Source organism: Streptomyces spectabilis, from assembly GCF_008704795.1.
In the GTDB taxonomy this organism is placed as follows: Bacteria; Actinomycetota; Actinomycetes; order Streptomycetales; family Streptomycetaceae; genus Streptomyces; species Streptomyces spectabilis.
In genome coordinates this window covers 9715256-9735358 of record NZ_CP023690.1, presented here as the reverse complement: position 1 = coordinate 9735358, position 20103 = coordinate 9715256, and the positions used below count along the sequence as shown (strand labels likewise).

General features: G+C 73.4%; 12 protein-coding genes. 7 read left to right on the top strand and 5 right to left on the bottom strand.

Annotated features, from left to right (window positions below):
• The first annotated feature begins 566 nt into the window (after positions 1-566).
• From CP982_RS41145 to CP982_RS41125, 5 genes are all read left to right on the top strand, one after another.
• The gene (locus CP982_RS41145) at positions 567-8093 is read left to right on the top strand and encodes a type I polyketide synthase (protein WP_170316608.1); all 7527 of its coding nucleotides are present in this window, start codon (positions 567-569) and stop codon (positions 8091-8093) included.
• A 478-nt stretch (positions 8094-8571) separates the two neighbouring features.
• Positions 8572-8883, top strand: a complete 312-nt coding sequence (locus tag CP982_RS41140; RefSeq protein ID WP_150515176.1) for a CU044_2847 family protein — start codon at positions 8572-8574, stop codon at positions 8881-8883.
• Positions 8880-9755, top strand: a complete 876-nt coding sequence (locus tag CP982_RS41135; protein WP_150515175.1) for a S1 family peptidase — start codon at positions 8880-8882, stop codon at positions 9753-9755. Before CP982_RS41140 ends, CP982_RS41135 begins: the two co-directional genes overlap by 4 nt.
• Positions 9756-9814: 59 nt before the next feature.
• On the top strand, positions 9815-13987 hold the full coding sequence (locus CP982_RS41130; protein WP_229879144.1) for a CHAT domain-containing protein: 4173 nt from the start codon (positions 9815-9817) through the stop codon (positions 13985-13987).
• 111 nt (positions 13988-14098) lie between these two features.
• Positions 14099-15295 (top strand): cation:proton antiporter, encoded by a 1197-nt coding sequence (locus CP982_RS41125; RefSeq protein ID WP_150515173.1) that lies wholly within the window; start codon positions 14099-14101, stop codon positions 15293-15295.
• Between the two features lie 34 nt (positions 15296-15329).
• Here the strand turns inward: CP982_RS41125 and CP982_RS41120 are convergent, their stop codons facing one another.
• The 3 genes from CP982_RS41120 to CP982_RS41110 all read right to left on the bottom strand — a co-directional run bounded on the left by CP982_RS41120 (position 15330) and on the right by CP982_RS41110 (position 16818).
• Positions 15330-15809 (bottom strand): hypothetical protein, encoded by a 480-nt coding sequence (locus CP982_RS41120; RefSeq protein ID WP_150515172.1) that lies wholly within the window; start codon positions 15807-15809, stop codon positions 15330-15332.
• 95 nt (positions 15810-15904) lie between these two features.
• Positions 15905-16591: a Rossmann-fold NAD(P)-binding domain-containing protein gene (locus CP982_RS41115; protein WP_150515171.1), complete on the bottom strand. Its 687-nt coding sequence runs from the start codon at positions 16589-16591 to the stop codon at positions 15905-15907.
• Positions 16588-16818 (bottom strand): hypothetical protein, encoded by a 231-nt coding sequence (locus CP982_RS41110; protein WP_150515170.1) that lies wholly within the window; start codon positions 16816-16818, stop codon positions 16588-16590. The genes CP982_RS41115 and CP982_RS41110 overlap by 4 nt, the downstream gene beginning before the upstream one ends.
• 46 nt (positions 16819-16864) lie before the next feature.
• On the opposite strand from CP982_RS41110, the gene CP982_RS41105 reads away from it, so the two are divergent.
• Positions 16865-17434, top strand: coding sequence for a TetR/AcrR family transcriptional regulator (locus tag CP982_RS41105; RefSeq protein ID WP_150515169.1), 570 nt, complete (start codon positions 16865-16867; stop codon positions 17432-17434).
• Positions 17435-17484: 50 nt separating this feature from the next.
• On the opposite strand, the gene CP982_RS41100 is transcribed toward CP982_RS41105, so the two are convergent.
• On the bottom strand, positions 17485-18363 hold the full coding sequence (locus tag CP982_RS41100; protein WP_150515168.1) for a sigma-70 family RNA polymerase sigma factor: 879 nt from the start codon (positions 18361-18363) through the stop codon (positions 17485-17487).
• Between the two features lie 86 nt (positions 18364-18449).
• Here CP982_RS41100 and CP982_RS41095 point away from each other — a divergent pair, with 86 nt between their 5' ends.
• Entirely contained in the window at positions 18450-18908 is a 459-nt protein-coding gene (locus tag CP982_RS41095) for a carboxymuconolactone decarboxylase family protein (protein ID WP_150515167.1), read from the top strand.
• A gap of 49 nt (positions 18909-18957) precedes the next feature.
• Here the strand turns inward: CP982_RS41095 and CP982_RS41090 are convergent, their stop codons facing one another.
• Complete coding sequence (locus CP982_RS41090; protein ID WP_170316607.1) at positions 18958-19833, bottom strand: Scr1 family TA system antitoxin-like transcriptional regulator; 876 nt, start codon at positions 19831-19833, stop codon at positions 18958-18960.
• Between the last annotated feature and the right edge of the window lie 270 nt (positions 19834-20103).

Here is a 20103-nt window from a genome sequence, read left to right as displayed (position 1 = left end):
GGACCCCTCCCCCTGGACTCAGCGGGCTGCGCCACGCCGCACTTCGCCCGGCCAGTGGGCTCTCGGCTCCCCGGGCAATTCCCCAGGCATACGGGCGCGGGCACGGCCTCGTGGAAGAGTGAGCCAGGCGTCCACTGTGGCGTCTCTGCCGCCGTACGCCGCGCCGAGCCCTGGAACCCCTGTCAGCTCCAACCCCCCATGCCACACGGGCGTTCGGACGCGGACAGCACTCCGAAGCAGGCGCAGAGCACCACGACTGCATGCGCCGCCGCCAGGGGCCCGAAAACCGCCGAAACGCGGTGCCCCAACGCGAGTTCCCCGGCCCCCGCGTCACCGGCTTCCTCCCTGGTGAACCGGATCGACCTGCCCAAGGACAGCCCGCCGCTGGCCGCGGCGGGATGGATTTGTCAGGATGGCCGCGAACAGGAGTGTGTACAGAGCGCATAGCTACGAATAATTCCGCCATCCTTGTGGGCCCACGGCTACCAACCGCCCCTTCGGGCAGCTTCTGTTGCGATGGCACCAGCTCTGGCTCAAAGGAGGCGGTGGTGGAGGGTGAACCTGTCGTGACTCTGGATGAGCCGATAGCGGTGGTAGGCGCGTCGTGCCGGTTACCGGGCGGGATCAACGGCCTGGACGAGTTGTGGACCGCGCTGGTGGGAGGGCGTGACCTGGTCGGTGTGGCGCCGCCCGACAGGTTCGACGCGAAGCGGTGGCTGTCGGCGAACCCCCGCCGGAGCGGCAAGTCGTACACGGTGGCGGGCGCGTTCCTGGAGGACGTGGCGGGCTTCGACGCCGACTTCTTCCAGATCTCCCCGCGGGAAGCGGCCCAGATGGACCCGCAGCACCGGCTGCTCCTTGAGCTCGCGGTGGAGGCCCTGGACGACGCGGGCGCCGTCACCAGCGAGCTCGCGGGCACGGACACCGGTGTCTACGTCGCTGTGGGCGGCCACAGTTACGCCCTGCTGCAGGCCATGCGGCCCCGGCTGATGGACAGCCACAGCGCGCTGGGCATCATGACCTCCTTCGCGGCCAACCGCATCTCCTTCCACTTCGATCTGCGCGGGCCGAGCCTGGTGGTGGAGTCCGCGTGCTCGTCGTCTCTGGTGGCCCTGCACGAGGCGTGCGAGGCGCTGCACCGGGGACGGGTCGGCATGGCCGTGGCGGGCGGCGCCAACCTGCTGTTGGCTCCGACCGACTTCGTCGCCTCCTCCCGTGCCACGATGCTCTCCAGGAGAGGCCGTTCACAGACGTTCTCCGCCGCCGCGGACGGCTATGTGCGCGGTGAGGGCGGCGGCCTGGTGGTGCTCAAGCGGCTCGCGGACGCCCAGCGCGACGGTGACCGCGTGCACGCGCTCATCCGGGGCATCGGCACCAACAACGACGGGCACACGCCCGGCATTTCGGTACCGGACGCCGGAGCGCAGCTGTCCCTGTTGGAGCAGGTCTATCGCCGGGCGGGTGTCGACCCGGGCGATGTGGTGTACGTGGAGGCCCACGGCACGGGCACGCCCGTGGGTGATCCGATCGAGTGCCGGGCACTGGGTCAGTGGATGGGCCGCACGCGGGGGGCGGCCGATGCCCTGCCGATCGGCTCGATCAAGACCAACGTGGGGCACCTGGAGGGTGCTTCCGGGATCGCGGGCCTGCTCAAGGCGGTGCTCGTGCTCCGCCACGGGGAGATCCCGGCCTCCTTGCACGGCACGCCCCTGAGCAAGGCGATCGACTTCGCCGCTCTGGGTCTCGAACCCGTCCTCGCCCGGCGGCCCCTCGCGGTGGACGCGCGCTCGTTGGTCGGCGTCAACTCCTTCGGCGCGGGCGGGTCCAACGCGCACGCGATCCTCGCGCCTCCTCCCCCGGCCGCGGCCGCGTCTGCCGAGCCTGCCGAGCCTGCGGAGCACTCGGACGTACGGACCGTACCGGTCGTCGTCTCCGCGCGGACCCGTGACGCGCTCGCCGAGGCTTCGCAGCGGATGGTGCGGCGTCTGGAGGGCCTGGAGGAGCCGGACTTCTATCATCTGGCCGCCACGTCGGCTCGCCGCCGTGAGCGGCACCCGTACCGCGCGGCGGTCCTGGCGAGCACCACCCGGCAGGCCGCCGAGCGGCTGAGGGCGCTGGCGGAGCGCTCGCCCGACTCCCGGGCGGCGGCCGCCGCCCGTGGAGTCGCGCGCGGCAAGGTGGCGTTCGCGTTCAGCGGCAACGGCTCCCAGTGGGCGGGCATGGGAGCCGATCTCCTGGACGGCGACGCGGTGTTCGCCGCCGCCGTGGCGCGGGTGGACGCGCTCCTTGCCCCGGCCCTCGGCTGGTCGGTGGAGCAGGAGTTGCGCGCGGCGAAGCCGGAGAGCTCCGCCGCGACGGAGATCGCCCAGCCGTTGCTGTTCACCGTGCAGGTGGCCACGGTGTGCGTGCTCGCCGAACGGGGTTTCAAGCCGGAGGCGGTGGTCGGGCACAGCGTCGGCGAGGTCGCGGCGGCGTGGGCCGCGGGCGCGCTCGACCTGCCCACGGCGTGCCGGGTGGTCGCCGAGCGCAGCCGGGCCCAGGCACCGACCGCGGGCCTGGGCCGGATGGCCGCCATCGGGGTCGGCGGCGAACAGGCCCGCCTCCTGCTGGCCCCCTACGAAGGACGCCTGGAGATCACGGCGTTCAACAGCGATCGCGACCTCACCGTCGGCGGCCCCCTGGTCGCGCTTGAGGAACTGGGCGCCGAGGCCGTACGGCAGGGGATCTTCTTCCGGCTGCTCGACCTGGACTACGCGTTCCACACCTCGGCGATGGACGGCATCGGTGACGGTCTCCTCGCGGCGCTCGAAGGCGTCGAGGCGCGCGCCACGGACACGGCGTTCGCCTCGACGGTGACCGGAGGTCTCGTCGACACCCGCAAGCTGGGCGCGGGCTACTGGTGGGACAACGTGCGGCAGCCGGTGCGGTTCGCCTCCGCCGTCCGGGAACTGCTCGCCGAGGGCTGCGACACGTTCGTGGAGATCGGGCCCCATCACGTCCTCAAGGGCTACCTCGCCCGGCTGTGCTCCGAGGTCCCCGCACAGACGGCCGTCGTTCCCACACTGCTGCGCGACGCCGACGGGCCGGGCTCGCTCGACACCGCGCTCGCGCATCTGCTGGCCGTCGGCGCCGACGTCGTATGGGAGGAGTGGCTCCCCCGGCCGGCCCGGGTGGTCGATCTGCCGTCCTACCCCTGGCAGCACGAGCGGCACTGGCACGGAGCCCCCGACTGGTGGGACGAACGCCTTGCGCTCGGCAGCGTCGGCCATCCGCTCCTGGGAGAGCGCGCGGCGGGCCCCGATCCGGGCTGGGAGTGCGATGTGGAGCCCGAGCGGGTGCCGTGGGCGGGCGACCACCGGATGAGTGAGAGCGTGGTCATGCCCGGCATGGCGTTCGCGGAGATGGCCGTGGCCGCGGGCGTCGAGGTGTTCGGCGCGCCCATCGAGGTCGTCGGCCTGCGGATCGACACCGCGCTGACCCTTCCCTGGCAGGACGACGCGATGGAGGTGCGGCTGCGCACCAGCCTCAGTCCTGACGACGGTGTGACGCAGATCAGCAGCACCGACGGCCAGGGGTCCGGCTGGCGGGCCCACGCGCGCGCCCAGGTGCGGCGTCTCCTGCGGTCCCGGCCCGGCCCACTGGACCCCGAGGCCGGTGCCGGTGCGGCTGCCGCTGCCGCTGCCGCTGAAGGCGAGCGGGCGGCCCAGGCCCACTACGCCCGCTGCGCCGAGGCCGGGCTGACCTACGGCCCGCTCCTGCGGGTCCTGTACGACCTGCGGCGGACGGCGGACACCGTCACGGCCCGCTACGCGCTGCCGCTGTCCGACGGCACCGCCTTTCACGCCCACCCGGTCGTCATGGACGCCGCGCTGCAGGCCGCCCTCGCGCTGCTGCCCGACGACGGCCGCATCTACCTGCCCGTCGCCGCCGGTGCCGTACGGTGCTGGCACACACCGGACGCCGTCGGCCTCATCGACGTACGAGCGCGGGCGATCACATCCGACGAAGGCATCGTGGACGTCACGGTGACCGACGCGGACGGCGCGGTCGCCCTGGAGATGACCGACGTACGGCTGAAGGCGCTGGACGAGCGCCGCCGACGGCCCACGGAGTACTACACCACCGAGCTGCGCGCGGTGCCGCTGGCCGCCGCCCCCGCCCCGGTCATCACGGCGTCCGAGGTGGCGGAGGAGACCCGCGCCGAGCGGGAGGCGCTGCCGCGCGGGTGGCGGGACAGCCGGGAGAACGGCCTGGCCGCCCGGACCGGCGAGCTCAGCGGCCACTTCTTCGCCCAGGCCGTGCAGGACATGCTGCCCGGCGAGCAGGAGTTCAGCCTCGGCCGGCTCCTCGCGGCGGGACTGCGGCCCGACCGGCAGCTGTTGGTCCGCTCACTGGCCCGGATGGCTTGCGACGCCGGGATCATGACCGCCGTGGGCGACCCCGACACCGTGACCGCCCCGGGTGACTCAGCCATCACGACCACCCGCTGGCGGATCGTCGCGCCGCCGCGCCCCGCCGCCGTCCTGCAGAAGATGACCGACGACTTCCCGGGCGAGGCGGCCTTCCTGACGCTGTGCACCCTGTCCGGCAGCCATCTGGCACCCATGCTCCGGGGTGAACTCGACCCGGTGGACCTGATGTTCAACGGCGCCGACCGGGAACTCATCGAGCAGGTGTACAGCACCACCGTGCCCTCCCGCCTGGCCCGGCAAGCGGCCGGGATCTATCTGCGCGAGTTCCTGGCGCGCTGGCCCGCCGACCGGCCGCTCAACGTGCTGGAGGTCGGCGGCGGCACCGGCGGCACCACCGCGTCGCTCCTCCCGCTGCTGCCCCCCGAACGCACCCGGTACGTCTTCACCGACGTGTCGGCCGGCTTCTTCACCCGCGCCCAGGAACGCTTCACCGCCTACGACTTCGTCGAGTACCGCACGCTGGACATCACCTGCGACCCCGTGGCGCAGGGCTTCGCCGAGGGCGAGTTCGACCTAGTGATCGCCGCCAACGTCCTGCACGTGGCGCCGCGCCTGACCCAGGCGCTCCACCACGTGACCTCGCTGCTCGGCGACCGGGGAGCCCTGCTGGCCGTGGAGGCGAGCGACCCGCGCCTGGACAACCTGTGCTTCGGCGGCTTCGACGGCTTCTGGCAGTTCACCGACGCGCCCCTGCGCACCCGCAGCTGCCTGCTGACCGCCGACCAGTGGATGCCGCTGCTCGCCGAGTGCGGCTTCACCGACGCCACGTACGCCACTCGGGACCTCGACGTCGACCACGCCGACGACAGCGTCCTCTTCGCCACCCGCACAGCCCCTGATACGACGCCTGCCGGCGCGGAGCCCGCCGCACCGGACGGGCGCGACGCCCCGCGGTGGCTCGTCGTCGCGGAGCGCCCCGAAGCGGAGCTGACCGGTCGGCTCGTCGACTCGCTGCGGCGGTGCGGCAGCCCCGAGGTGGCACTCGTTCCGGCGTACGACGTCTCCTGCGCGCAGTGGCCGCCGCAGCGGGGGGAGCGGCCGTCCGGCGTCGTCGTCCTCCTGGACGAGGCGGCCGCCGGGACCACGGCGACGGCGGCTCGGCGGCCGTCGGGCCGCTCCTCACCCGACGACCTCGTAGATCCCATGCTCCGACGGGCCGCCATGCTGCGGGATCTGGTCGCCGCCCGGCGCCGCGACCCCTCGACCGACGTCCAGCCGCTCGTCGTCGTCACCCGGCCCAGCGGCGCACTGCCCGCCCCCGAGCGCCCCCTCGTGCCCGCGGACGCGGCCGTGTGGGGCATGGCGCGCAGCCTGGCGAACGAAGAGCCTTCACTGCGCATCCGGCGCATCTCCCTGGACCGCGGCGACGACGCCGCGTCGGACGCCGCCCGGCTCGCCCAAGTGATCAACGCGGACACGGCGGAGGACGAACTCGTCTTGACCCGCGGCGGCTGCTTCGCTCCCCGCACGACGGCCCGCCTGCCCGCCGCTCCACCGCCTGCGGGCACGCCCTTCCGCCTCCACACCGACCGCGGCGGCCCGACGCCGTCGCTGTCCTGGATCCAGGACGAGGAGCGCGCCCCCGGCCCCGGGCAGATCGCGATCGCCGTGCGGGCCGCCGCGCTCAACTACCACGACGTCATGACCGTCACGGGCTTGATCACCGAAGACGCCGACTCGGCCGACTTCGAGCACGACCGCGTGGGTCTGGAGTGCGCGGGAACCGTCACCGGAGTCGGGCCCGGGGTGACGGGCTTCGCGCCCGGCGACCGCGTGTTCGCCTTCACCACGTCCTCGATCTCCTCCCAGGTGACCGCTCCGGCCCGGCTCGTGGGGCACATCCCGTCAGGGATGAGCTTCGCCGAAGCCGCGACGCTGCCCATCGCCTTCGCCACCGTCCACTACGGCCTCAGCGACCGGGTCGACCTCCAGGCGGGCGAGACCGTCCTGGTGCACGGCGGTGCGGGCGGCATCGGCCTGGCCGTCCTGCAACACGCCCGGCACGTCGGCGCCCAGGTCATCGCCACGGCGGGCACCCCCGCCAAGCGCCGTCTGCTCCGCCACCTCGGGGTGACCCACGTCCTCGACTCACGGAGCCTTGACTTCGCCGAAGAGGTCCGCAGGCTCACCGACGGCGAGGGAGTCGACGTGGTCGTCAACTCCCTGACCGGCGAGGCCGCTGCCCGCAGCCTGGACCTCCTGCGCCCCGGCGGCCAGTTCGTGGAGCTCGGCAAGCGCGGCTTCCAGGCAGGCAGCCGTCTGCTGCTCGAGGCGCTCGCCGCCAACTGCAGCTATCTGGCCGTCGACATCCTCAAGGTCGTCGCGGGTCCGCCGGGCCGCGCCCAGCGGATCACCGAAGCCGTCGCCGACCTCGTCCGCCGCGGCGTCTACCGGCCCCTCCCGCACACCCTTCATCCCGCGGCGCACCTACAGGAGGCGTTCACCCTCCTCCAGCACTCGCGCCACATCGGCAAGGTCGTCCTGTCCCTGGAAGAGCGTCCGCCGGTCCGCTCCGTACCCGCCCCACTCCATCTGGACCCCCACGGCACGTATCTGATCACCGGTGGCCTCAGCGGCTTCGGCGCCGCCACCGCCCGCCACCTGGCCACGCTCGGAGCCCGGCACCTCACCCTCGTCGGCCGCCGCGGCGACAGCACCCGCGAATCCGCGGACCTCCTCAGCGACCTGCGCGCCCGGGGCGTCGGCGTCAGTGTCCACGCCACCGACGTCACCGACCCCGCGGCCCTCCGCGCCGTGATCGACGCCGCTGCCGTGCCGCTGCGCGGTGTCGTGCACGCCGCGATGGAGCTGAGCGACACCCTCCTCCGGGACGCCACCGACGAGGCCTTCCGTGCCGCGCTGCCCGCCAAGGCCGCGGGCGCGCATCTCCTCGACACCCTCACCCGCCGCCACGACCTGGACCTCTTCGTCCTCTACAGCTCGGCGAGCTCCCTGCTCGGCTGGCCGGGGCAGGCCAACTACAACGCGGCCAACGTCTACACCGAAGCCCTGGTCCGGTCACGGCGCGAGGAGGGCCTGCCCGCCCTCGCCGTCGGCTGGGGTGCCATCGCCGAGGTCGGTTACGCCGCCCGCACCTATACGGACGAACACCTCGGCCGGCAGATCACCGCTCCCCTGGCTCCCGACACGGCCCTGGAGACCCTCGCGCTCCTCACCCACTCCACCGTCGACGTCGCCACCGTGGCCGCCCACGTCGACTGGCACCGGGTGCGCACCGCCACCGTGGCCGGCGACGTCCCCCGCCACACGCACGTACTCGCGACCGTGCCCGAAGCCACCGACGGCTCCCACACCCTGCGCGAACAGATCACCGCACTCGACCCCGCGCAAGCGGAGACCCTGGTGCGCGACACCCTCACCGAACTGCTCGCCCGGCTCCTGCGCACTCCCGCCGAACGCATCGACCAGTCCCTCGCCCTCAAGAACCTCGGCATCGACTCCTTGCTCGCCACCGAACTCACCACCACCATCCGCCGCAACCTCAACTGCGAACTCGCCACCCTGGCCGTCATCAACGCCCCCGGCACCGACCATCTGGCGCGCATCCTGCTCCCCCAGCTCATGACCCCCGACGGTGCGCGCAGAGACCCGGATTCGTAGGTCGTACGCATGGCTCGCGCGCCGCCGCTGATGTCGGTCGGCCGGGAGTCCACCGCACGTCACACAAGTGGGGGCGCCTCGTGATCCACGAGGCGCCCCCAGTGCGGTGTCAGCGGTGGCCGCCACCTCGCGCACCAGCTCCGCGCGCTCCCAGAGCGTCAGTGCCCGCACTGCCGCGTCCCGGACCTGGGGACGCCGGTCGCGCAGCGCCTCCTGCCTTTCTCGTGTTCCTGCGGGAGCGCGGCGATTCCCCAATGGCGGGGTTCGGACGGCCGCCCCGGGTGAACGTGTCCGCCTGGGGTGCGTGGTGGCGTGGTTGCGGAGTCCGGGCGCGCTCCCCGTCTCGCCGAAGTCGTGACGCGCACGCTCGGCCGTCGATACGCTGCGCAGCGACACACCGCGCGTCAACGTCCGCTGCGCAGGCGGCACTTCGCGTCCGGCGAGCGTCCGGCGCGGCACGGGGGAAGCGGGTAGAGCCATGACCCACGTCAGAGTCGAGACCGTCGCGCTCGACGCGGGCGGGAACCGGCAGATCGCCAGCAGGACGCGGACGACGTCGCCGCTCGACGACCGTGCCGCCGAGGTCGAGGAGGCCATCGTGCAGGCCTCGGCCATCGCGCAGCAGTCCCTTTCGCAGGTGCCGGAGCGCGACGGCTGGCGGGTCTCCAGCATGCAGGTCACCTTCGGCCTCACGCTCGCCGCCGAGGCCGGAGTCATCCTCTCCAAGGCCTCCGCCGAGGCGTCCTTCGAGGTCACCCTGACCGTGGAGCGGGCCTCGGACGCGCCGTGACCTGCGAACCGTACTGGGTGGATCTGCACCGGGCCGAGCAGCGGCTCGGCGGCGGCTTCCTGCTGACCAACTGGCTCGTGCTGACGGCACTGCACTGCCTGCGCGGCCTCGTACGCATGGACGAGCCGGTCGACGTCGTCCTCGCCGACGGCCGTCGGCTCGAAGCCCGCGTCAGCCGCCTTGACGCCGAGGCGGACCTGGCGCTCGTCAGCATCGCGCCGCCGCAGCGCGCGACCCCGCAGCTCCCGAAGTCGGGGCCCGCCCGGATCGGCGGCCGCTGGCGGGGCCCGTACCGCCCCGCCGCCGACGAAGTGGAGCTCAGCGGGCGCATCGACACCCGGGCGGCGGCCCATCTGTGCGCGGGCGGCGGCACCATCGAGGCGCTCCAGCTGTCGGCGGACCAGTTCCTCGGCGACTACTCGGGGTACTCCGGCGGCCCGGTCGAGGACACGACGCACTGCGACGGCCACACCGCCGAGCCCACCAGGGGCAAGGACGCGGTGGTGGTCGGCATCCTCCTGGAGCAGGTGCCGGAGCGGACCGCGGCCGACCGGGCGGCCAACGTCCTCTTCGCCGCCACCATCGCGGAGGCGATGCGCCGCTTCGACTACCTGGACGTCGCCCACCTCATCGACGTGCTCCGCCCGCCCGGCGGCGCGGAGCCCACCGTCGCGAGTGCCCCGCCGCCCGCGGCCTTCGTGCCCGCCCCGATGGCCGGGCCCCTGTCCGCAAAGGCCGACGAACTCCTGGAGACCATCCAGGAGTGGTCCAGGCAGGGCCTGATGGACCCGGCCCAGATCGCCGAGCTCACCTTCATGGTGGCGAAGCGGAAGATCCAGGCCGAGCTCGGCGAGGGCGGTGGTGACCCATGACGGACGGAAGGCGGACCCTTCGGCGGCGGCCGCGGCCCGCGAGGAACCTGTTGCGGCACGTGCTGGACCAGGCACGAGCCGCCGTGCGCGGCGACCGCGGAGCCCAGACCCGGCTCTTCGACGGCCTGTCCCGGCTGCGCCGCTCCCCCTCCGCCCTCGGCCCGGCCACCGCCGCACAGGACTTGGCGGCGCTGACCGCGCTCCTGGACGCGCTCGGCCGGCACGGCGACGCCCAGGCGCTCCTCGACGACCTGGCATCGGGGATTCTCCAGGGCACGGTGCAGGTCAGCCCGGAAGCCGTGGCCCGCAACCAGCTGGCCGCGCTCCTCGCCGGACGCGGGCAGCTCACGGCGGCGGCCCGCCTCCTGGAGGACGTAACGCCCCCGGATGCACCCCCTTCGGACGCACCCTCTCCGGATGCACCCCCTCCAGACTCACGCGCTTCGGACGCGCCCCCTTCGGACGTCGCCCCCGGGACCACCACGCTCGCCGCGCACACCCTCGCCAACGCCTCCGGTATCGCCTTGCGGCGCGGTGACCTCGCCGCGGCACGGCGGCAGGCGGGTCAGGCACTCGACGCGCTCGGCGCGGGGGCCGACCCCGCGTCCCGCCGCGACGTACGGCTGCTGGCGCTGGCCGTGAGCACGGCGGCGGCGCGCGCCGAGGGCGACCATCACAGGGCCGACTCGCTGCTGCCCGCCCTCGAAGGCGCGGTGCGGGACGTGGTGGCCGCACGCGGCAGCGACCACCCCGCTTCCCTGTCCGCGCTCGTCACCCTCGCCTCCGCCGAGTCCGCGTCAGCGCGCGCGGCGGGCGACGCTGAGCGCTCGGAGCGGGCGGCCGACGTGCTCGCCATCGCGGCCCAGAAGGCATCGGCCCTCATGGGCCCCGAGCATCCGCAAGCGGTCTCCGCGACGCTCGCCCTCGCGGCAGCCGAGTACGAGGCCGCGACCGGCTCCGGGTCCCCGCGGCGCGTCGACGACGCCAGGGAGCTGATGGCGGCCGCGGGCGAGCGGGCCGGGGCGCTCCTGCGGGACACCGGCGCGAACACCGAGGGCTCGCGCGGCGCGGTGGACGCCGGACATCCCGGGGTCGTCGGAAGCGCCCGGCCCACCGGTGCCGCGAGCGATGCAGGAGCCACCGTCGAGGAGCCGGGCAGCCACGGCGCCACCCCACCGGCGGGCGACCCCACCGAAGCCGAACTCGCCCTGACCCGGGACCAGGTGCGCGACGCCCTCATCCCCCTTCCGTCCCGCACCCCCCGGGCCCCCGTCCTGTGGGGGCGCCTCGGCGAGCTGAGCCTTCAGGACTTCGTCCGTGGCGGGGAGCCCCACGATCTCATCGCGGCCGCCGAAGCCTTCGAGGTCGCCTTCCGCACTCCCGGGGACACGGCCCACTGGCACCGGTGGCGCCTTCTGTACGGACACGCCAAGGTCCTGCGGCACGAGATCAGCGGCGGCGCCGGACTCCTGGACGAGGCGCTGGAGTTGCTCACCACCGGCATGGCCTCCCTGCCCCCGGGCGACGCCAGCGGCGACGGCCTGCGCGAGCTCGGCTTCCGGCTCCTCGCCGAGTGCTCCAGACGACGGTACGAGTACTGCCGCGACCACCCGGGCCTGCGGCCGGAGCTTCGGCCGCAGGATTTGCTCGACCTGACCCTGCGCCACCACGAGGCGGCCTTGGCCCATGTGCCGCCTCGCACCGCGGAGTCGGCCGCCTTCATCGAAACGCTCGGCCGCCTCCATCTGGAGCGCCACCGACTGCGAGGCGAGACGCAAATCCCCGCCACCACCGGCCGGGCCACGCCCTCGGACGGCGACAGTGCGACGGAGGGCCCCGTGGACAGCGACAGCGCGGCGGAGGGCGCCTGGGGAGCGCTCGCCGCCGCCGCGTACGCCCACGGCCTGATCTGGCGCGAGACGCACGACGAGGCCCACGCCGCCCCGGCCGATCCGGCGTTCGCCGTTCTGGTGTCCGCGCCCGATGCCCTGGAGCGGCTGTCGCCGCATGTCCTCGACACTCTCGGGCGTCTTGCTCACCACCGGGGGAAGGCCCGCTCCGACCGCGCGACGCTCAAGCACGCGATCACCCTCATGGATCTGGCCGCGCAGGCGTGGCCCGCCGCGTGTCAGGAGGAGCGTGCCGCCTCGATCGGCCTCCAGGTCCAGCTGCGTCGCGACCTGTTCCGGGCGAGGCGCGGCACCCGCCCCGACGACGCGTACGAGGGCACGCGCGCGGTGGACCTGGCGGAACTGGCCCGGGAGTTGACGACCGAACCGGGCCTGACGGCGAGTGCAGTCGTCCTTGACTCGTTCTCCTGGAACACGGGACGCGAGGAGTCCGGTCATGCCCGCCTGAGCGCCGCTCAGATCGCCGCGCTCCAGGCCCAGTCGTGTCTGAGCGGAGGCGACCTGGCCACCGCGGACCACCACCTCGCCACCGCGACCGGCATCCACGCCGCGTTCGGCGCCGACCACCCCGCGCGCCTGGAGATGTGGTTGCTCCTGGCGCACACCGGAATCCTCCGCGACTCCCTCGCCCACCGCCTCGGCGAGGAGCCCACCGGGCACCTCGTCGCGCCGCCAACCCCGGCCCAGATCCGCCAGGGCGCCGCCCGGCTCTCCGGCGCCTGGCGCACCCAACTGCTCGGTGAGACCGCCATCCACCTGCTGGTGGGCAGCGACGAGGGCCGGTTCACCGAAGCACTGGCGCTCCTGCGCGAGGCGTACGAATCCCTGGACAGCAGCGACGACGCCTTTCTGCGCTACGCCTACTACCTGGGCAGCGCCGAATGCGCCGCCGCCACGGCGCGGTACGACAGGGCCGAGCGCGACGCCGGGCTCGACAGCGGGATCCGCCTCCTCAGGCGAGCGGCCGCCGCCCGCTCCGGGGGACCCGGCCGGAAGGGTTGGGGCAGCGTCATGATCGCCCTGGCCCGCGCCTACCGCACGCGCGACGCACGGCACCTCGACGACCGGGCGGCGAGCCTGCGCGCCGGGCTCGCAGCCGTGCACGCTCTGGCGACGCCGCCCGTCCTCGGACGCGACCGCCCCGGCCACCGCTCCCCCGGCCACAACGCCGTCGTGGCACGGGCCGTCACCGCGGCCCGCGAGGTCGCCGCCTGGTGCTGCGACGACGGCGAGCTCACCGAGGCCCTCTACCTGCTCGATCTCTGGCGCGTTCTGTCCCTGCGCGGCGAGCCCACGGGCCCGCCGCCGGCCGCCGACGAGATCGGTCGGGCCCTGTGCGCGTCCGGCAAGCACGCGCTGGTGTATCTGGCCCCGGCGACGCACTCCCACGTCGGCACGGCGCTCGCGGTCACCGCGGCGGGCCAGGTGCGCGCCGTCCCGCTGCCCGGCCTGACCGAGGACGCCCAGCCCTTCGCGGAGTACGCGCGCGGCGCCTCGCCCGGCGCCGAGCTGCTGAGCTGGGCGGCGCGCGCCGCCATCACCCCGGTCCTCACAGCGCTCCTGCCCGGGTGCTCCCGCCTCGTCCTGGTGCCGTTGGGCGCCCTCAGCGGCGTCCCCTGGCACGCCGCACGGAAGCGGACCACGCGCCTCCGTCGCCGTGGCGGCGGATACGCCCTTGAGGCCGCGGAGTTCTCCTACGCCGTCTCCGCCCGGGCGCTGTGCGACGCGGCGGCCGCCCCCCGCGCGCCCGACGGCGGACCACCGTCCGCTCCCGCTCCGGTGACGGCCGCGCGCGACCCCAAGGACGCGCTGTCCCAGTTGCGCACCGCCCCCGCGGCCGACGGCGGCGTCCTGCTGCTCGCCGGTCCGGCCAGCTACCACACGGACGACTTCGGCCGGTCCGAACTGACTCTGCCCGAGGGCCCGTTGGCTCTGGCATCCGTCGCCGAAGCCATCCGCCACAGCGGCCGCGCCCCCACCGCGGTGCTGGTCACCGACTGCCACGGCGACGGCCTGACCTCCGGCGCCGAGGCGTCGCTGCGTTTGGCCCGCGCCCTGCTCGGGGCGGGTGCGGGCGCGGTGGTCGCACCCCTGTGGCCCGTACGCGACCGGGCGAAGTCGGTGTTCCTCCACCTCGTGCACCACTGCTTGCTCACCCAGGACACCACCCCCGCCGCGGCACTGCGGCGGGCCCAGCTGTGGCTCCTGGACCCGTACCGCCGACTGCCCGACGGCTGGGGCCCTGACCTCGCGGAAGAGGCGAGCCGCCTGAGCGCGGACGACCCCGCCGACTGGGCCGGGTACGTCTGCTTCGGCCCCTGACCACAGGCGGCGGCATTCAGGGCGTGTCAATCCCTCCTCCCGGAGCGGCGGCCCCGAGACTGGTCATCCCTGTTCACGGGAGTTCCCCCACGTCCTCTGCTGCGGGTTGTCGTGCCGGCTTTCATCGTTGTGCTGTCGCTGCTGTTCCTCTGGTCCCTCGTCTCGCGCCGGCTTGCCCGGTGGAGCATCACCGCGCCGATCGCCTTCGTCGTGGCGGGCATCGTCCTCACCCGCGGCCCGCATCCGGCCGTGCCGTTCGACCTGGACGCGCACAGCTTCGAGGTGGCCGTCGAGATCGTGCTGGCCGTGATGCTGTTCATGGACGCCACTGAGGCCCGTGACTACGAACGCCTGGGCAGGTCGGTCGGCGAGGGCCGTCTGCTCGGCATCGCTCTGCCCGCGTCCGTGGCCCTGGCCACCGTCCTCGGCGCCCTGGTCTTCCCCGGCACCAGCTGGTGGCTCCTGGCGGTGGCCGCGCTCGTCGTCATGCCCGTCGACCTCGCGCCGATCGCCGGGTTCCTGCGCGACGCGCGGGTTCCGCTGCGGGTGCGGGCCGCGCTGAACATCGAGGGCGGCTTCAACGACGGCCTCATCTCGCCCCTCTTCCTGTTCTGCGTGGCGAACCTGGCCACCGCGCACGGCAGTACGTTCGCGGAGCTGCTCTGGAGCGTCGTCAAGGGCGCACTGCTCGCCGTCGTCATCGGCAGTCTGCTGGGAGCGGGGGCCGCCTGGCTCGTGCGGCGGGCGCGGGACGACGGCTGGGCCCGTCCCGCCGCGCTGCGCACGGCGAGCCTCGTCCTGCCGTTCCTCGCCTACGCCGTCGCCACCACCGCGGGCGGCAACGGCTTCGTCGCGGCCTTCGTCACCGGCCTCTGGTACGCGACCACCGCCCACGCGATCGCCGGGGACAACCTCGGCCTCGTCCACGAGGTCTCGGAGCTGATGGCGCTGGCCGTGTGGTTCACCCTGGGCAAGGTGGCCACCGACGCGTTCGCCGACGGCGTCTCCGCGCGCGTCGTCCTGTACGGGCTGCTCGCCCTGACCGTGGCCCGCCTGGCGCCCGTGATGGCCTCGCTGACGGGCACCGACCTGCCCCGCACCGAACGCTGGGCGGTCGCCTGGCTCGGCTCGCGCGGCGTCACGTCCATCGTGTTCGCCCTGCTCGCCTACATCCAACTCCCGCCGGACGAAAGCGACTTCATCGTCCAGGTGATGTGTACGACGGTCCTGCTGAGCGTCGCGCTGCACGGCATCACCCAAGAACCCGTCGCCCGCTGGTTCGCGCGCGCCCCGCAGTCCGCCACGTGACGCCCGTCGGCGGACGCACCGGGAAGGGCCGGGGTCAGGCGTTCTTCCACGCGGTACGGGCCCGGGCGGCGAAGTCCTTCGCGTCCTCGCGCCGCGCCACCGTGCCGTAGCGGTCCGCCAGCTCGTCGACCGGTCCCTCGGCCGCCTCCTTGACGTCCAGGACGAGCAGGCTCGTGCCGTCCTCCACGTCCGCGCTGAGCAGGATCATCGCGGCGTACTCCTCGCCCTCGCGCTGCGCCTCGAGGGTGCTGCCGAGCGCGGCGCCCGCCGTGGCCCCGAGGAGCGCGCCCAGCGGACCGGCGGCGAGGCCGAGCAGCCCGCCCACCGCCCCGGCGCCGACCGTCGCCTCGCCCGCCTCCGTGTTCTCGCCGAGAGGAACGTCCAGCGTGCCGTCTGCGGCGCGCTCCAGGACCGCGACCTGGCGCAGGCCCGGCAGCCGCAGGGCATCGGCGTAGGCGACCCGGCACTGCTCGGGATCGCCGAAGGCGAGAGTGACAACCCGATGGACAGCCATGCGTGAGCGACCCTCCTGCTCATGACGCTGAGTGATGCCATCGACGCTAGGTCACACTCCTCACCGCCGCCACCGTGGTGTGCGGTCGTGGTCGCTCAGGCGGTCCGGCCGATGCGTGCGAGGTCGTTGATCCCCCGGGGGCCCTGGTGGGGCTCGGGTGCCCCGGTGGCAGCTACGGCGATCATCGCGCGCCCGAGTTGCTCGGTGGTGGTGACCTGGTGCGGCAGCAGCCGCCTCAGGAGGGGGTAGAGCGGGGCGAGCACCGCGTAGAGGGCCCGGTACAGGCGGGTCCTGGAGGTGATGCCGTGGAGGGGCTGGATGTAGCCGGGCCTGAAGAGGTACGTGGTCATCGGGAGGGCGAGCAGGTCGTTCTCGGTCTTCCCCTTGACCCGGGCCCACATCGTCCGGCCCTGTTCGGTGCTGTCGGTGCCCTGCCCGGACACGTAGACGAACGTGAGGCCGGGGTTCTGGGCACAGAGGGCGCGTGCGACCGACAAGGTGAGGTCATGGGTGACGCGGCGGTACGCCTCCTCGGTCATGCCGACGGCGGAGACGCCGAGGCAGAAGAAGCAGGCGTCGTATCCGGACAGCTCCTTCGCCATGTCCGGCCGGGTCACCAGTTCCGCCAGGTCGGGGGCGACGATCTCCCGCAGCTTCGGCTGCTCGACGCCGAGAGTCGTACGTCCGAGCACGAGGACTTCGCTCACGCGCTCGTCGCGCAGGCACTCCCGCAGGACCCCTTGGCCGACCATGCCGGTCGCGCCGAACAGAACTACCCTCATCGGTTCACGGTTCCCTTCTGCCGCTCCACGGCGGCGTCACTCATCCGCTGGAGCGTCGGTCCGATGGCCCGGTCGAGGAAGCCCCGCAGGGGGCGGGCGAGCAGCTTGCCGGGCCTGGTCAGGTCGAACGCCGCCCGGTACACGATCCGGCAGCTCGTCTCGTCGACGGGTTCGAGGCGAACGCGCTCGACGAGCTCCGCCTTGCCCCACGCCCTCAATGTAGCCACCGACAACAATGATGTCAACGACAACATCGAATGCTAGGGTGCCGCCATGGCGTACCACCACGGGAATCTCCGGTCCGAGCTGCTGGCCCGCGCCGAGGAAGTCGTCGCCACCGACGGCGCCGACGCGCTCTCGCTGCGCTCTTTGGCCCGCGACCTCGGCGTCTCGCACGCGGCCCCCAGCCGGCACTTCGCCGACCGCCTCGCCCTGCTCGACGCGCTCGCCACCCAGGGCTTCGGACGGCTCGAAGCAGCGCTTGAGGCCGCCGTATCCAGTGACGGGACGTTCGAGGAGCGGCTGCGCGGCGCCTCCCTCGCCTACGTCGGGTTCGCGACCGGGCACCCGGCGCTCCTTGAACTGATGTACGCCCGCAAGCACCGCGACCCGGCGCCGGAGCTGCGCGCCGCATCGGACGCCTGCGCCCGGACCCTGCTCGGCCTCCTCGCGGACAGTGGCGGGGCGATCAGCGACCCGGAGCGGTTCGGCGTGATCCTCCTCGCCTGTCTTCAGGGCATCGCCACGTTCGTCGCCGGTGACAGCCTGCCTCCGGAGCACCGCCCCGACGAGCTTGTCGCCGATGCCGTCCAGCGCCTCCTGCGGGGATCGCGCGACCGCTGACCCTCCACGAACCCGGGTTCGCGGACGAACGGCCCGCCGTCAGCAGGGAGTCACACCGGGTCCGGCAGGCCCATGACGGCGAGTACGGCCGGGTCGATCACGGCGGTGATCTCGGTGATGCGGCCGTCGGTGACGGTGAAGGCCAGGACGGAGAGGGGGGTACCGTCCGCGCTCCAGGCGATGACGCCGGGGCAGCCGTTCACGGTGGCCGCGTGTCCGCGGGCCGCACCGCCGGCCACGCGGGCGCGGGTGGCGACTTCGGTGGCTCCCAGCGTGACGAACCTGCCGTTCGGGGTGTGGACGGTGAACTTCACTTCGGGGTGCAGAACGTGCAGCAACTGCTCGAACTCACCGTCGCGGGCCGCGGCCAAGAAGGCCTGGACCACCTCGCGTTGCTGTCGCCCGGCACCCGTCGGCTGCTCCTGGGCGGACCGCACCTTCCTGCGAGCCCGGCTGGCGAGCATCTTGGTCGCGTCGGCGGACTTGCCGAGAATGGTGCCGATCTCCGCGAACGGCACGGCGAACACGTCGTGCAGGACGAACGCCAGCCGTTCGTCCGGGCGCAGCGAGTCGAGGACCGTCAGGAGCGCGAGACCGACGGAGTCCCCGAGCGACACGAGTTCGTCCGGAGCGGGAGCGGTGTCGAGCGTGACGGTGGCTTCGGACGGCCGGTCGTCGAAGGAGACTTCCGGGCGGGTCCGGCCCGAGCGCAGCACGTCGAGGCTGATGCGGCCGACCACGGTGGTCAGCCAGCCGCCGAGGTTGTTGATGGTGTCGGCGTCCTGGCGGGACAGGCGCAGCCATGCCTCCTGGACCACGTCTTCGGCGTCGGCGTGCGATCCGAGCACGCGGTGGGCGACGGCTCTGAGCCGGTCGCGGTGGGACTCGAAGGCTTCGGCGATCGGGTCCGTGGGCGTGGTGCCAGACATCGTGTTACCTCCGTGAGAGCTGCTCCGTCATAGGGATGACGGGCAACCGCCCCGCAACGTAACCCGATGAAGGAGAGCACTCTCCCATGGAGAACCGCCTCAAGAACAAGAACACGAACAACCCCGATGTGTGGACCGCCGTCCAGCACCTCCACAAGGCGATCGCCGCCGGGGGCGTCGATCCGAAGCTGCTCGCACTGGTCCACCTGCGCGCCAGCCAGATCAACGGCTGCTCGGCGTGCGTCTACGCCAGTGTGGCCGGGGGCAAGAAGGCCGGTGACACCGACGAGCGGCTGCACAATGCGGTGGCGTGGCGCGAGGCGCCGTTCTACACCGAAGCGGAGCGTGCGGCCCTGGCGTTGACCGAGGCCGCCACCCGGATACAGGACGGCGCGGCGGGCGTCACCGACGCGATCTGGGAAGAGGCCAACGCCCACTTCACGGAGGAGCAGATCGGCGCGATCAACCTGGAGATCGCACTGACCAACTTCTTCAACCGCCTCAACCACACCATCAAGGAACCGGCCGGCCAGACCTGGGGCTGAGCCCGGCAGCGCCGATCGCCCCTGACCCCGCGGGGTGACTGGCCCAGGTTCAGGGAACGCGCGCGACGGCCCCCTCCTCCGGGGGCAGGTGCGGGGTGAGGGTGGTCGGCCAGGTGGCGGCGGCCGCGGTGCCGTTCAGGGCCTGGCGCCAGCGGGCGACGGTGGCCTCGTCGTCGGTGATGGTGGTGGCGAAGGGCCGGTGTTCCACGACGTGGTCGGGGATGTCGGCGTCCACGCGCAGATGCCGTACGGGCGGCGCCCCGAGGAGCGGGTACGGCGCGGAGTCCAGGGGCATGACCTGGAGGGCGGTGCGTTGCTCGGCCAGGCCCGCTTCGAGTGCCTGGAGCTGGGCGCGGCGCACGCCCGGCCCCCCGATGACGGGGTGCAGGGCGGCGGCGGACAGGACGGTCCACAGGCGGGCGCCGCGCTGCCGCTGGCGCTGCTGCCGCTCGTGGACGAGTTCCACGGCCAGGTCGATGTGCGCGGGCGGCGCCTCGGGGTGCAGCGCGCGGTGCAGGGCCGCGGTGTAGGCCGGGATCTGCAGCAGGCCCGGCACGTGCCCGGGTGCCCACAGGCGGATGGCGGAGGCGGCGCTCTCCAGCGCGATCCAGTGCTGGTAGGCCGCACTCATGACCGGGCGGTAGCGATGGTGCCACCAGCCGGGTTCGGCGGCCTGACGGGCCTGTTCGAGGAGGGTGCGCAGGGCGTCGCCCCGTACACCGTACGCCTGGAGCAGCTGCTCGATCTGGACGGTGTTGATGCTGGTGGCCGCGCTCTCGATGCGGCGGATCGTCATGTGGGTGGTGCCCACGAGCTGGGCGGCCTGCGCGGGGCTGAGCCGTGCCTGTTCGACGCGTACGCGCTGCAGACGGCGGGCGAGTACACGGTGCGCGATCGTCGGGCTCGCGCGCGGAGCCTGGGCCACGGCATCTCCCCGTCCCTGGTCAGTGGCTGGTTTTCCGCCACGGTTCCGCGGCGGCTGGCGCCTCCAGATTGCCATGCGTGTGCATCACACGCATGGTGGATACTGTGTCTACCCCCATACGGCTCCCGCGCTCCGCGTGCCGCACGGGGCCCGCACGGCACGGACAGCAGCGCCAACCCTGAGGTTGATCATGCTCTTCCCCCGCACCACCGCCTCACATCGCCCGCCGATACTCCCCGGGCCGGGAGCCCTCCTTCCGGGAGGTCCGCG

Coding starts and splice junctions, on each gene's coding strand:
- CP982_RS41140 (WP_150515176.1), top strand. CDS start 8,572: ATGACCCACGTCAGAGTCGAGACCGTCGCGCTCGACGCGGGCGGGAAC.
- CP982_RS41120 (WP_150515172.1), bottom strand. CDS start 15,809: ATGGCTGTCCATCGGGTTGTCACTCTCGCCTTCGGCGATCCCGAGCAG.
- CP982_RS41115 (WP_150515171.1), bottom strand. CDS start 16,591: ATGAGGGTAGTTCTGTTCGGCGCGACCGGCATGGTCGGCCAAGGGGTC.
- CP982_RS41105 (WP_150515169.1), top strand. CDS start 16,865: ATGGCGTACCACCACGGGAATCTCCGGTCCGAGCTGCTGGCCCGCGCC.
- CP982_RS41100 (WP_150515168.1), bottom strand. CDS start 18,363: ATGTCTGGCACCACGCCCACGGACCCGATCGCCGAAGCCTTCGAGTCC.
- CP982_RS41095 (WP_150515167.1), top strand. CDS start 18,450: ATGGAGAACCGCCTCAAGAACAAGAACACGAACAACCCCGATGTGTGG.